The sequence below is a fragment of the Lacrimispora sp. 210928-DFI.3.58 genome (assembly GCF_020554865.1).
Taxonomy (GTDB): domain Bacteria; phylum Bacillota; class Clostridia; order Lachnospirales; family Lachnospiraceae; genus Enterocloster.
Genome location: NZ_JAJCIC010000018.1, coordinates 50267 through 63752 on the forward strand (window position 1 = coordinate 50267; position 13486 = coordinate 63752).

Consider the following 13486-nt stretch of genomic DNA (forward strand, 5'->3'; position numbering starts at 1 on the left):
TATCGGATGGATGCAGCAGCCTTCCTTTTCTCTGTCATGTAACAAGGTAAAAGAGCGCAAGGAGGAAGGTATGACACAGCTGCCGGAGGGCTTTAAGAAGCGGATGAGAGAACTGCTGGGGGAGGAATATGAGGCATTTGCCGCCAGCTATGAAAAGGAGCGTGTCCAGGGACTGCGGTTTAACAGCCTGAAGACGGCAAAGGGCCGTGAGGAAGGCTGGGAGACGGGGCTGGGAGCAGATATGGCGGACGTTGTCCGTGAGCGGGAAGGGCTGACCCTAAAGCATATTCCGTGGGTAAAGGAAGGGTATTATTACGGATCAGGCAGCAGGCCGGGCAAGCATCCCTTTCATGAGGCAGGCTTGTATTATATCCAGGAGCCCAGCGCGATGGCAGTGGCAGAGCTTTTAGATCCTGTGCCGGGAGAGCTGGTCCTGGATCTCTGCGCAGCTCCCGGCGGCAAGTCCAGCCATATTGCATCCAGGCTAAAGGGCAGAGGACTTCTCGTCTCCAACGAGATCCATCCCACCAGGGCTAAGATATTGTCTCAGAACATGGAGCGTATGGGTGCCGTTAATGTGGTTGTGACAAATGAGGATCCCCGGCGTCTTTCCGGGCGCTTTGAGGAGTTTTTCCACAAGATCATTGTTGACGCTCCCTGTTCCGGCGAAGGGATGTTCCGCAAGGATGAGGAGGCCAGAAATGAGTGGAGCGAAGAGCATGTGAGGATGTGCGCTGACAGACAGACGGAGATCCTGGATCGTGCAGCCCGGATGCTGCGGCCGGGAGGGAGGCTGGTATATTCTACATGCACCTTTGCCCCGGAGGAGAATGAGGGGACGATCCTAACATTTTTAATGGAGCACAAAGATTTTTATCTGGAGAAGGTACCTGCATATGAGGGATTTCTGGAGGGACGGCCGGACTGGGCCTCCTACAAAAGGCAGCTTCCCTGCAGCACAGAGGAGATCCGGGACTTCCATCTGGAGCATACTCTGCGCATCATGCCTCACAGGCTGGAGGGAGAAGGGCATTTTATTGCAGTGTTAAGAAAAAAGGAAGGGGATGTCAGGGAGCAGAAGAGAAAGGAACCCGCCTATCTTGACAAGAAAAAGGAGAAGGAATGCATGAAGTCTCTGGAACAGTTCCTGAGCGATACCTTACAGTCCCCGGAGAACTACCGGAAGCGGAAGGAATATGTGATGTTCGGAGATCAGTTATATCTTCTTCCAGCCCAGATGCCGGATATGAAAGGTCTTAAGGTACTGCGGCCCGGCCTCCACATGGGAACTCTCCTGAAAAACAGGTTTGAGCCCTCCCACGCCCTGGCCCTGGCACTGCTGCCGGGAGAGGCAAAGGGATCTTATGAAATGTCTGCAGATTCAGAAGCTGTCATCCGCTATCTGAAGGGAGAAGCTCTTCCCTGTGAGCCTGAAAGGCTTCACGGCAAGGAAAAGGGCTGGGTGCTGGTGTGCGTGGATGGAATCAGCCTGGGCTGGTGTAAGCTGGCAGGAGGCATTTTAAAGAACCACTATCCCAAGGGACTGCGGTGGAAGGGATAGAGGTACTGTTCACGGCCGATATCCCGCGAGGTGTTTTTTGTGAGTGAAGCGCAGCAAAAGTCACAAAAAACCCGAGGGTTGCGGCGCCAAACCGCGTTTTTTGCGGTTTGTGTGCATCGCGGAGCGCGTTATTGCTCACAGAACGGCTGCTTTTTAGCCGGGCTGTGAACAGTAACGGGATAGGAGGAAAGGCAGAGCCGTTCCATATCCTCAGGCAGCCGGGCGGTGAAAACCAAAGGCAGTCCGGTGAGCGGATGGACAAACTCCAGCTTATAAGAGTGAAGCGGCTGCCTTCCGATCAGGCGGTAGTCGGGATTGTATAAGAAATCGCCGGGCAGGGGGTAACCGATGGAGGCCATATGGACGCGTATCTGGTGTGTGCGTCCTGTCTCCAGGCGCAGGCTTACCAGTGAAAGGTCATTTTCCGGGTGATAGGAAAGGCGTTTATAGTGAGTCACAGCCCTTTCTCCATGCTCCTCATCCACGTGGCGCTCGATGGTGGAGCCCTCCACCCGCCCGATAGGGCGGTCAATGGTCCCGGCTTCCGGGATCCTGCCGCAGACAAGGGCCAGGTATTCGCGCCTGATCAGCCGCTTCACCATCTGGTCGGAGAGAATACAGGCGCTGAGCATATGCTTTGCCAGGACAAGGAGGCCTGTGGTGTCACGGTCAAGGCGGTTGATGGCCCTGTAGACAAAGGGCTCCCCCTTCTGCCGGTAATACCAGGCAACGGCATTGGCCAGCGTGTTGTCAAAATGGCCCTGGGAGGGATGAATGGGAACTCCGGCATCCTTGTTGATCACCAGGATGTCTTCGTCCTCATAGACGATCGAGAGGGGAAGGGGCACCGGAAGGATCGTTTGGGAGTCCCCGTCCTCTGTGAGAAGGACAGTTAAGACCTCCCCTTCTATCAGGCGTCGGTTGGAGAAAATGGGCTCTCCGCCCATGGTAAGGCCGAAGGGGGTATTCTTTAGATGGATCAGGAGGCGGTGGGAATATCCCTTGCTTTTTAAAAACTGCAGGGCCGTCATACCTGCCTCCTGCCCGGTAATGGTATAGTTGATCTGTCGTTTGATCATGGGTTGATATCCTCGTTCCTGTTGAGATGCTTTTTCTTGCTGGCAGCATGGTCTGCCACGGCATCCTTTTGAAGGAAGCTGGCCCGCTTGATGATATCCACGCCGTAGCGGCTGCGGATGGAGTCAACGGCCTTCTCAAATTCTTTCTTTTTCCTGGCCTTGGGGTCATCAAAGAGGCTCATCTGCTGAAATTCTTCATCGGAAATCTTTCCGGCCCTTACGCCCATCAGGCGCAGAGGCGTCCTATCCCAGAATTCCTTTAGCAGCTGGCAGGAGTACTGATACAGCTCGGATGTGGAATCAGTGGGCTCGGAGAGAGCCATCTGGTGGGACCTTGTCCGGAATTCCCAATCCCGCAGCTCCACGCAGACATTGCTGCACAGTACGTGATCCGCCCGCAGCCTGGCTCCCACGGTCTCGCAGAGGGAGAGGAGCACCTGGCAGGCGCTGTTGTAATCGGAGATATCCTGGGACAGGGTAATGCTGTTGCCGTAGGCCTTGTTGATGGGATCCCTCTCTGCCACCGGGGAGTCGTCTATGCCATTGGCATATTGATGGATAAGAACTGCGTATTTTTCACCCAGATGGGCCTTTAGGAGGTCAAGGTCACAGGCGGCAAGCTGGCCAATGGTGTGCAGCCCCAGATTTTCCATTTTCTTCTGGGCGGCACCGCCCACGAAAAACAGCTCCCGAATGGGAAGAGGCCACATTTTAGCAGGGATCTCCTCCCTGAACAGTGTATGGCATTTGTCCGGCTTTTCAAAGTCAGAGGCCATTTTGGCCAGAAGCTTATTGGGAGCGATGCCGATATTTACGGTGAAGCCCAGTTCGTGTTTGATGCGTTCACGTATCTCATTTGCCACGTTGAGAGGACTGCCGAACAGATGGATGGTTCCCGTCATATCAAGAAAGGTCTCGTCAATGCTGAATTTCTCGTGGTCCGGCGTGTATTCGTCCAGCAGCTTCATCATCCGCCGGGAGCATTTGATATAGAAATCGAAGCGGGAGGGGACCACTACCAGATCGGGACATTTGCGCAGGGCCTGGGAAAGGGGCTCGCCGGTGACAACGCCGCAGCGCTTGGCAAGAGGTGACTTCGCCAGCACGATCCCATGGCGAGTAGAGGCATCTCCCCCTACGGCAGAGGCAATGGTGCGCAGGTCCAGGGCCTCAGGGTCCTGGCTCAGCCGGTAGACACATTCCCAGCTCAAAAAAGCGGAATTTACATCAATATGAAATATCAGTCGGTTCTGTGGTGATCCTTCCATAAGACCTGGCAGCGGCTCCTTTCTTCTGCATCATAATAGCTTCATTATAACAGAATGTGTGTTCGGTTTCAAGCGATCTGCCTGTAATAAATCGGTATTCTATGGAATAGGATGCAATAAAGGCAAAAAGGTGGCGGCTTGTTTGAAGCGTTGTTTTCTATTTTTATTGATCTGCTGTATCCTGTTTCCGGGCCTGGGAGAAGCATGGGCGGTGGAGGAAGGCTCTGACAGCAAGGAGCCGCAGGCTCTTACTCTCTATGCCCAGTCAGCTGTCCTTATGGATGGGGACAGCGGGCGTATCCTCTATGGAAAGGGGCAGGAGATCGTGCGCCCCATGGCAAGCACAACAAAGATCATGACATGTATCCTGGCGCTGGAGCTGGGCAGTCTGGATGATAAAGTGACAGCGTCTGCCGAGGCAGCATCCCAGCCAAAGGTCCATCTGGGGGTCAGAAAGGGGGAAGAATACAGGTTGAAGGACCTGCTCTATGCCCTGATGCTGGAATCCTATAACGATGCTGCTGTTATGATCGCGGAGAGTGTTGGCGGCAGTGTGGAGGGCTTTGCTGGTCTGATGAATGAGAAGGCAGAGGAACTGGGCTGTACGGATACCTATTTTATTACGCCGAATGGCCTGGACGGAGTTAAGACGGATGAGAATGGCGAGGAACACATCCATTCTACCACGGCAGCCGATCTGGCAAGGATCATGCGTTATTGCGTCAGCCAGTCTCCTAAGAGAAAAGAATTTTTAGAGATTACGGGAACCCAGAATTACAGCTTTACAGATACCGAAAAAAAACGCTCCTTCCAGTGCACCAACCACAATGCACTGCTCCATTCCATGGAGGGAGTGATATCCGGAAAAACCGGATTTACCGGAGGAGCGGGCTATTCTTATGTAGGGGCATTGAGGAGTGAGGGGCGGACATATATCATTTCCCTTCTGGGCTGCGGCTGGCCGCCTCACAAGACCTACAAATGGTCGGATGCAAGGCAGCTCTACCGCTACGGAATGGAGCACTACAGGCTGGTGGATGTATTTGAACCGAAAATATTAAGTCCTGTGCCTGTGAGAGGGGGCATCTGCTGGGAGGAAGGGGAACATGCGTCCCAGGTGGAGCTTTCCTGGGGAAAGGATGGAGAGGAAACAGGCCTTCCCGTCCTTCTGAGAGAGGGGGAGCAGGTGGAGGTGACAGAAAGGATCCCTTCCTTTTTAAATGCGCCGGTGGAAGCGGGACAACAGGTGGGAAGTGTGACCTACAGCCTGGATGGCCTGGTCTTAAAAACATATCCTCTTTATGCAAAGGGAGCCGTGGAGCAGATGACCTGGAGGAAGGCGGGAGTGCATATTTTGGAATGTTTTCTGATCATGCCTAATTATTTAAGCTTTTCTTACAAATAAGTGGAAACTGTGAACTTTCCTGCGTTTCAGTTGACATGGGGCGGCTTTTGTCATTATAATAGGATTAATGTCATAAATTTACATGTCGAATTCTACAGGAGAACCATACATAATGAAGGGAAAAATATATAAAAGAGGTCTGGCGCTGATGCTGGGCCTTGTGCTTGCGGCACAGGGAACAGGGCTGGGCTTTCGGCCTTTTCATGAGATATTTGATTCCTATGCATATACAGGGGCGGCCACAGTAAAGGCCTCCTCTCTTAATGTCCGCAGCGGAGCCGGAACGAACTACTCCTCCGTAGGCAGGCTGGCAGCAGGGACATCGGTAAATGTGATCGGAGAGCAGAGAGGTACGGACGGCAATGTCTGGTACCAGATCCAGTACACAGGAACAGGCGGTGCGGTGAATACTGGCTTTGTTTCGTCTGCTTATGTGCGTCTCCCTGTCTCTTATTCTGCTGATTCCAATTTTGAGGCATATCTGACTTCGCAGGGATTCCCGGAAAGCTATAAAAATGGTCTAAGGCAGCTCCATGCCCAGTATCCCACCTGGGTGTTTAAGGCAAAGAATACAGGCCTGGACTGGAATACAGTGATCGAAAATGAATCTCTGCTGGGACGCAACCTTGTGTCCTCAGGCAGCGTCTCCTCATGGAAATCAGTTGCAGACGGCGCCTACAACTGGGATAACAGTACATGGACAGGCTTTGACGGGAGCAACTGGGTGGCGGCCTCTGAGGATATTATCCGTTATTACATGGACCCCAGGAATTTTTTAGATGAGACCTATGTGTTCCAGTTTCTGTCACACGGATATAATTCCGCTACTCAGACAAGAGAAGGCTTAAGCAGCATGGTAGCCGGTACATTCTTATCCGGCACCACCACCTCTACAGGCACAGGCGGAAGCGATTTTTCGGCAGGTTCGGGAGGCAGCTCCAGCAGGACTTCCACGAAGGGACCGGGAAAAAGCAGCTCCTATGATGACAGCCAGCATGGCCCTGGAGTATCGGGAAGCAGCGGTTCCTCCGGCAGCCAGAGCAGCGGCTCCTATAGCGTGAGCCTGTCCGGGCCCAGCGGGACAAGCACCGGCAGCGCAAACGGTGCGGGCCAGGGGAGCCCGACCAGCGGCAGCCAGGGGAGCCCGTCCGGCGGCAGCCAGGGAAGCACAAACGGAGCCAGCCAGGGAGGCGTGAGCGTCAGCCTGGAAGGCCCCCAGGCCTCTGTCACACCAAGACAGCATAATTTTGTAGCAGTCAGCGTCAGCCTGACGCCGCCAGGGGCAGACAGCTCCCAGAGCGGTCCTGTGGGGACTGCAGGAACCGTGACAACGGGAAATGCACCAGGCTCCTCAAATACAAGTGCGCCAGGAAGCCCTAACGGAAGCGGGACAAATGCAAGCGCAGGCAGTGCACCCGGAGGCTCCGGCTCTCCCGGCACAGCAGGCACGGTCCCGGCAGGAAGCGAAGCTACCTATATTGATATTCTGATGAATGCGGCCGCCCAGTCAGGGGTAAGCCCCTATGTGCTGGCAGCCATGATCCTTCAGGAGCAGAGTACGGACGGCTCCAGTCCGTTGATCTCCGGCAATTATTCCGGTTATGAGGGATATTATAACTTTTTCAATGTGGAGGCATACCAGTCAGGCTCCATGTCAGCTATCCAGATGGGACTGCGCTATGCGTCCCAGTCAGGCTCCTACGGACGTCCGTGGAATACGGTGGAGAAATCCATACTGGGCGGCGCCCAGAACTATGGCGACAACTATGTAAAGGCAGGCCAGAATACATTTTACTTAAAGAAATTCAATGTCCAGGGCCAAAACCTTTATAAGCATCAGTATATGAGCAATGTCCAGGGAGCAGCCTCGGAGGCGTCAAAGCTGGCCCGGGCCTATACATCCAGCTTAAAGCAGTCTGCCCTGGAATTTGAGATCCCGGTATACCAGAATATGCCGGAGGCTCCCTGCGTTGCACCTACAGGAGACGGAAGTCCCAACAACAAGCTGAACAGCCTGGGTGTGGACGGCTTTGGACTGACACCGAGCTTTAACAGGGATACAGAAAGCTATCAGCTGATCGTGGATTCCTCTGTTACACAGGTTTATGTAACAGCAAATCCGGCAGACGGCAATGCTTCCGTATCAGGAACTGGAAATATTGCGCTGCAAAATGGAACAAATGATATTACCATATCTGTGACAGCAAAGAACGGCAGCATAAGGTACTACACCATCCACGTAGTAAAACAGGATGGAGGACCGACGGCAGGCAGCGGCGGAGGTGTTTATACCTCGCCGGGAGGCGGTCCGGGAGGCTCTAATGGGCCAGGCGCTTCGGATTCCGGGGCATCGGGCCCGGGCGGAAGCAATGTGACCATTGTGGAGATACAGCCCTGATATGCAGCCGTATGTCTGTGCGGATGATCGGCCACCGTTCACAGACAGTCATTGCGAAGGATTAATATACAGAAGGTAGGAAATGATGATGACAAGAAAGATAAAATATTGGGCGGCCGCCCTGGTACTTGCGTGTATGATTGCCGTGATGCCGTCCCAGCTTATGACAGCATTTGCAGCCACTGCCAGGATCGCCTTTTCCGATCCCTCCGGCAGCGTGGGAAGCCAGATCAGTGTAAATATGAAGATCACCAGCAGCGATAATCTTGCCAGTGCGGATATCATGCTGGCCTACGATGCCTCAGCTCTGGAATTTGTAAGCGGAACCAGCGCCGAGGGCGGAAACGGGGCAGTACGCGTCCATGGGGACGGAGGTACGCCAAATACCGGGACACTTGCTTTTTCACTGAAGTTTAAGGCATTGACAGCGGGAAGCAGTAAGATCACTGTTACAAGCCAGGAGATCTATGACTCCAATTCCCAGCTGGTAACAGTTGACCGGCAGGGGGATTCCACCATAACGGTGAGTGCCCTCCAGACAGCATCAAAGGATGCCAGCCTTTCCTCCCTCCAGGTTTCACCGGGAACTTTGACACCGGAGTTCTCCCCGGAGGTGGACACCTATGGGGTGACTGTTGGCACCGATGTGGATAAGCTGATCGTCAATGCCCAGTGCACAGACGGGAATGCCACCCATGTGGTATCGGGCAATGAAAACCTGCAGATGGGCGAGAACCGTGTTGTCTGCAAGGTAGTAGCACAGGATGGAGAGACCTCCAAAGAGTATGTGATCGTAGTGACAAAGGCCGAAGGCGGAGCAAGCGCTGCTTCCGGTGAGGGCGGAGCCCAGTTTAAGATGCGCGTGTCGGAGCGCGTGATCACAGTGCTCGATCCCGATGATTCCGTGGAGATCCCGGAGGGCTTTAAGGAACGCACCATCAAGATGGATGGAAATCAGGTAAAAGGCTGGGTTTGGGGAGCTGACGCCGAGCCACAGTACTGTGTGATCTATGGTATGAATGAGGCGGGAGAGAAGGACTTCTACCGCTACGATATGAAGGATACGGAGCGGACCCTGCAGCGTTACTTCAGAGATCCGGCTGCAGCTGACAGCGTTTCACAGGAGGTATACGACCAGCTGGCAGTGCAGTACGATTCCCTCAGAAAAGACTTTAGCCTGTTCAAGATTCTGCTGATCGCTGCGATTGTGATCGCCCTGATCCTTCTGGTACTGCTGATCGTAGCGGTAGCAGGAAAGGGCGGAAAGAGCAGAGGAGCGGATTCCGGCTCCTCCAGAAGACGGGGACACGATGAGCTGGAAGAAGAGGACGAGTCCTATGATGAGGAGGAATATGAGGACGAGGAAGGCTATGAGGAGGATTCCGAAGGCCTTTACGAGGAGGATTCCTATCCTGAGGAAGAGGACGAAGAGCCCTATGAAGCAGAGGAAGACGGAGATACATATGAGGAGGATGCCTACGAGGATGAGGCGGAGGACGAGAGGGTAAGCACAGGAAATGCAAGGCCGTCCTCCAGGCCGGCGTCAGAACCGGCAGGCCGTGTACAGAGGCCGTCATCCAGGACCTCCGCAAGGGTTTCCGCAGAGGAAAGGGAAGCAGCCCCGGCAAGGCGTCCGGCACGTCAGACCGCAGCAGTCCAGTCCGGAGAAACAGCGTCTTTGCAGGCACCAGCATCCCAGTCCAGGGGAACCGCAGCCCACGGGACTTCCGCGTCCCGGCAGGCCGGAGCATCCCAGTCCAGAGGGACCGCAGCCCAGCAGGCATCAGCATCCCAGTCCAGAGGGACTGCAGCCCGGCAGGCATCAGCATCCCAGTCCAGAGGGACAGCAGCCCAGCAGGCATCAGTATCCCAGTCCAGAGAGACCGCAGTCCGGCAGGCATCAGCATCCCAGTCCAGGGGAACCGCAGCCCACGGGACTTCCGCGTCCCAGCAGGCCGCAGCACCTGGGTCCAGAGGCTCTGCAGCTCAGAGGAACGCAGCGTCTAAGCCTGCACCGGCTGTACCCCAGGCAGCAGCCCAGCCGGATGATGACGATTTTGAGATCTTTGATCTATAATTAGAGCAATTGCCTTTCCGCTAATAAGCCCCCTGAGGGCAGCAGGTGATCCTGTATAGCGGAAGGGCATTTTGCATATTTTAATGACAATATCATTTGCGAAAAGTTCTCAAGAAACTTTGTATTCCAAATAATACAGTGACATTTGCCACAAACTGTAGTATACTTCTAAGGAAAAAGAATATTGTGGATTATTTAACGAAAGGAAGTTTGGATATGTACTGTGTAAAGAAGATCAAAGAGGATCTTTTCTGGGTTGGCGGCACGGACCGGAGGCTTGCATTATTTGAAAATGCATACCCAATTCCCAGAGGAATATCCTATAATGCCTATGTATTGACGGACGAGAAGACCGTTCTCTTTGATACGGTCGACCGGGCTGTTACGGACCAGTTTTTTGAGAATGTGGAGGCTGTTTTAGGCGGACGTCCTCTGGATTATGTGGTAGTGAACCACATGGAGCCGGATCACTGCGCTACTCTGGGAGAGATCGTGAGAAGATATCCGGAGGCACAGGTGGTCTGCAATGCAAAGACCATACCGATCATCAAGCAGTTCTATAATTTTGACATTGACTCCAGAGCGATCGTGGTAAAGGAAAAAGAGACCCTTTCCACGGGAAAGCATACCCTGACCTTTATGATGGCTCCTATGGTGCACTGGCCGGAGGTTATGGTGACATATGACATGACGGACAAGATCCTCTTCTCCGCAGATGCTTTCGGCACCTTTGGCGCTATGAATGGCAATCTGTTTGCGGATGAGGTAAACTTTGAGCGTGACTGGCTGGATGATGCCAGAAGATACTATACCAACATTGTGGGAAAATACGGCCCCTCTGTCCAGACCCTGTTAAAGAAGGCTTCTGCCCTGGAGATCTCCATGGTATGCCCTCTCCACGGGCCTGTGTGGCGCGAGAACATTGAATGGTATGTTGACAAGTATAAGACATGGAGCAGCTATCAGCCGGAGGAAAAGGCCGTGATGATCGTCTATGGCTCCATTTACGGCAATACGGAAAATGCGGCCAATATCCTAGCCTGCAAGCTGGCTGACCGCGGAGTGAAGAACATTGCCGTGTACGATGTGTCCGGAACCCATCCTTCCACGATGATCTCCGAGGCCTTCCGCTGCAGCAACCTGGTATTTGCTTCCGCCACCTATAATGGAGGTATTTTCAGCAGCATGGAGCATCTTCTCACGGATATGAAGGCTCACAATCTGCAGAACAGGACAGTGGCCCTTCTGGAAAATGGCTCCTGGGGTGTTCTGGCCGGAAAGCTGATGAAGGAGATCATCTTGGGCATGAAGAACATGAACATATTAGAGCAGACTGTGACAGTCAAGTCCTCCTTAAAGGAATCACAGATGGCAGAGCTGGATGCCCTGGCAGACGCCATTGCAGAGTCCATGAAATAAGACAAGAACCGAATATAATATCAGACCAATAGCCAGCCCGGTGATATGGGCTGGTTATTTTGTGATCACATTGATCTGATACTTCCTGAGCCAGAAATCGATCTGCAGAACATAGGCAAGCATCTGGGGCCCGGCCATGAGCTGACCGTACCAGGGCTTTCCGTAATCAGACGGATCTTTCAGGAAACGCTCTATTTTCCCAGGATCCAGAAATTCCATCACTGGAGAAGAGCTGTCGTCCATGAGCTCCCGGACACGGGCTGCCAAAAGCGCCTCATAGTTTCTGTCATATGTTTTTGGATAAGGAGACTTACGGCGGAAGAGGATGCCTTCAGGCAGAAGTCCCTTGGCGGACTGGCGCAGAAGGCTTTTTACCACCCCGTCCTTTGTCTTCATATCCCAGGGCACATTCCACAGATATTCAATGATCCTGTGGTCTGCAAAGGGAACCCTGGCCTCCAGACCGGAATACATGCTGGCCCGGTCCATTCTGTTTAAGAGGGTCTGCATGAACCAGCGCAGATTCAGCCATGCGATCTCACGGCGGCGGGCCTCTGTGGCAGTGTCCTCAGGGAGCCTGGGAGTCTCAGCCAGGGACTGGTCATAGGCATGCTGTACATAGCTCTCCATATCGAGATATGCAGCAAAATCATCCTTTAGAAGAACCTTTCTGGCGGACAGATCCATGGTCCACGGGAAGGTGTGTGCCTGGAAGCATTCCTCTCTGTGGAACCAGGGATAGCCTCCAAAGATCTCATCTGCGCATTCGCCTGTAAGAGCCACCTTGTTGTGCTCCTTTACCATGGAGCAGAAATGGAGCATGGAGGAGTCGATATCGCCCATGGCAGGCAGATCATGGGCCAGCACGGAGTCATAGAGGCGGTCTGCCTGAACAAGGCTGCTGCATTCCAGATAGTGGTGATCTGACTGGAGAAAGGCCGCCATTTCCTCCACAAAGGGCCGATCCTGGGAGGGCTGGAAGGAGCTGGCCTTAAAATACCGGTCATTGTCAATAAAATCAAAGGAGTAGGTAGTGAGCCTTTTCCCCTGCTTTCGCAGTGCATTGGCACAGACAGCGGACACCAGGCTGGAGTCAACGCCTCCTGACAGGAAGGTACAGATGGGAACGTCAGATACCATCTGGCGCTCAATGGAATCTGTCACAAGAAAGGAGGTCTTCTCCACCGTTTCACGGTAGCTGTCCATGTGGGGACGGCTCTCTAATTTCCAATAACCGGAAAGCCTTATCCCATCTCTGGAGCAGCACAGCAGATGGCCCGGCAGGAGCTCCTTCACATCCTTAAATACTCCGCAGCCTGGGGTTCTGGCAGGTCCAAGGGAGAATATCTCATTTAACCCCTGCTTATCAAGTTCGGGCCTTATGCCCGGAAATGCAAACAGGCCCTTGGGTTCTGATGCAAAGATGATCTCATTTTCCCGCACCGTATAAAATAATGGTTTCACTCCGGCCCTGTCCCGGAACAGGCAGAGCTGGTCCCTGGCAGTATCCGCAATGGCAAAGGCAAAGATCCCGTTAAGCTTTGTTACAAAATCAGGCCCATACTCCATGTAGCCGGTTAAGATGACTTCCGTGTCACTGGAGGTCTGGAAGGTCTGGCCGCAGCTTATGAGTTCACGGCGCAGCTCCTCTGTGTTGTAGAGCTCGCCGTTGTAGGCAATGGCAAAGGTCTGTCCTTCCCTTGCTTTGAGCATGGGCTGCCTGCCGCCGGCGAGATCGATGATGGACAGGCGGGCGTGGGACAGCCCGGTGTGCTCCCCAAGCCACAGCCCCTGGTCATCCGGCCCCCGGTGGCTCTGCACCCCGGCCATGGATGCCAGAATGCTGCTGTGGTAGTCCTTATTGGTAAGATAATGTTCATAGGGATTAAAAAAACCGGCAATTCCGCACATAGAAGGCTCCTCCTGGGTGGGTATCTAGGGTATTGTATGAGAAAAGGGAGGGAAAGGTTCCTGCCAGAAATTTGCAAAAATATTACTTTTTTTAGGGTTGATTTTATCTGCCAGGACTGCTATGCTATAAAAGAATAAAATAGAAAAAGGAAAGGAAGTGAACCGGAGTGGAAGGTCGAAGTCGAAAGATGGAAGCAGACAATTATCATGAGCGCATGGTAGTGGGGGCAGTTTTTCAGGCTTTGCATCCGCTTTGTTCTCACTGCCGTTAAAATTCCGTTAATTACAACGCCCTGTTTATGGGCAAATTGGGATGCGTTTATGATAATAGCCATGGACCGCAGGAGAAGTCTGCGGTTATGGCTATT

The 13486-nt window shown here is 53.4% G+C and carries 8 protein-coding genes; 5 read left to right on the forward strand and 3 right to left on the reverse strand.

What is annotated here, in order from left to right; all coding sequences use genetic code 11:
- Nucleotides 1-70 precede the first annotated feature (70 nt).
- Nucleotides 71-1561 carry an RsmB/NOP family class I SAM-dependent RNA methyltransferase gene (locus LIZ87_RS12310; RefSeq protein ID WP_227147377.1) on the forward strand — a complete coding sequence of 497 codons (1491 nt, stop codon included), beginning with the start codon at nt 71-73 and terminating at the stop codon, nt 1559-1561.
- A 128-nt stretch (nt 1562-1689) separates the two neighbouring features.
- Here LIZ87_RS12310 and LIZ87_RS12315 read toward each other — a convergent pair whose 3' ends face one another.
- The gene (locus tag LIZ87_RS12315; RefSeq protein ID WP_178315457.1) at nt 1690-2640 is read right to left on the reverse strand and encodes an RluA family pseudouridine synthase; all 951 of its coding nucleotides are present in this window, start codon (nt 2638-2640) and stop codon (nt 1690-1692) included.
- Nucleotides 2637-3908 (reverse strand): DNA polymerase Y family protein, encoded by a 1272-nt coding sequence (locus LIZ87_RS12320; RefSeq protein ID WP_178315455.1) that lies wholly within the window; start codon nt 3906-3908, stop codon nt 2637-2639. Before LIZ87_RS12320 ends, LIZ87_RS12315 begins: the two co-directional genes overlap by 4 nt.
- Before the next feature lie 193 nt (nt 3909-4101).
- On the opposite strand from LIZ87_RS12320, the gene LIZ87_RS12325 reads away from it, so the two are divergent.
- The 4 genes from LIZ87_RS12325 (at nt 4102) to LIZ87_RS12340 (ending at nt 11207) form a co-directional block, all read left to right on the forward strand.
- The gene (locus LIZ87_RS12325; RefSeq protein WP_227147464.1) at nt 4102-5313 is read left to right on the forward strand and encodes a D-alanyl-D-alanine carboxypeptidase family protein; all 1212 of its coding nucleotides are present in this window, start codon (nt 4102-4104) and stop codon (nt 5311-5313) included.
- Between the two features lie 112 nt (nt 5314-5425).
- Nucleotides 5426-7711 carry an SH3 domain-containing protein gene (locus tag LIZ87_RS12330; protein WP_227147380.1) on the forward strand — a complete coding sequence of 762 codons (2286 nt, stop codon included), beginning with the start codon at nt 5426-5428 and terminating at the stop codon, nt 7709-7711.
- Nucleotides 7712-7799: 88 nt separating this feature from the next.
- Nucleotides 7800-9788: a cadherin-like beta sandwich domain-containing protein gene (locus tag LIZ87_RS12335; protein WP_227147385.1), complete on the forward strand. Its 1989-nt coding sequence runs from the start codon at nt 7800-7802 to the stop codon at nt 9786-9788.
- 216 nt (nt 9789-10004) lie between these two features.
- Nucleotides 10005-11207, forward strand: coding sequence for an FprA family A-type flavoprotein (locus LIZ87_RS12340; RefSeq protein ID WP_178317110.1), 1203 nt, complete (start codon nt 10005-10007; stop codon nt 11205-11207).
- 54 nt (nt 11208-11261) lie between these two features.
- On the opposite strand, the gene asnB is transcribed toward LIZ87_RS12340, so the two are convergent.
- Nucleotides 11262-13118 carry an asparagine synthase (glutamine-hydrolyzing) gene (gene asnB, locus LIZ87_RS12345; protein WP_227147388.1) on the reverse strand — a complete coding sequence of 619 codons (1857 nt, stop codon included), beginning with the start codon at nt 13116-13118 and terminating at the stop codon, nt 11262-11264.
- Nucleotides 13119-13486 lie beyond the last annotated feature (368 nt).

Bases quoted from the DNA above. Each gene is read 5' to 3' on its own strand.
- LIZ87_RS12310 (WP_227147377.1), top strand. From the start codon at position 71: ATGACACAGCTGCCGGAGGGCTTTAAGAAGCGGATGAGAGAACTGCTG.
- LIZ87_RS12315 (WP_178315457.1), bottom strand. From the start codon at position 2,640: ATGATCAAACGACAGATCAACTATACCATTACCGGGCAGGAGGCAGGT.
- LIZ87_RS12320 (WP_178315455.1), bottom strand. From the start codon at position 3,908: ATGGAAGGATCACCACAGAACCGACTGATATTTCATATTGATGTAAAT.
- LIZ87_RS12330 (WP_227147380.1), top strand. From the start codon at position 5,426: ATGAAGGGAAAAATATATAAAAGAGGTCTGGCGCTGATGCTGGGCCTT.
- LIZ87_RS12335 (WP_227147385.1), top strand. From the start codon at position 7,800: ATGACAAGAAAGATAAAATATTGGGCGGCCGCCCTGGTACTTGCGTGT.
- LIZ87_RS12340 (WP_178317110.1), top strand. From the start codon at position 10,005: ATGTACTGTGTAAAGAAGATCAAAGAGGATCTTTTCTGGGTTGGCGGC.
- asnB (WP_227147388.1), bottom strand. From the start codon at position 13,118: ATGTGCGGAATTGCCGGTTTTTTTAATCCCTATGAACATTATCTTACC.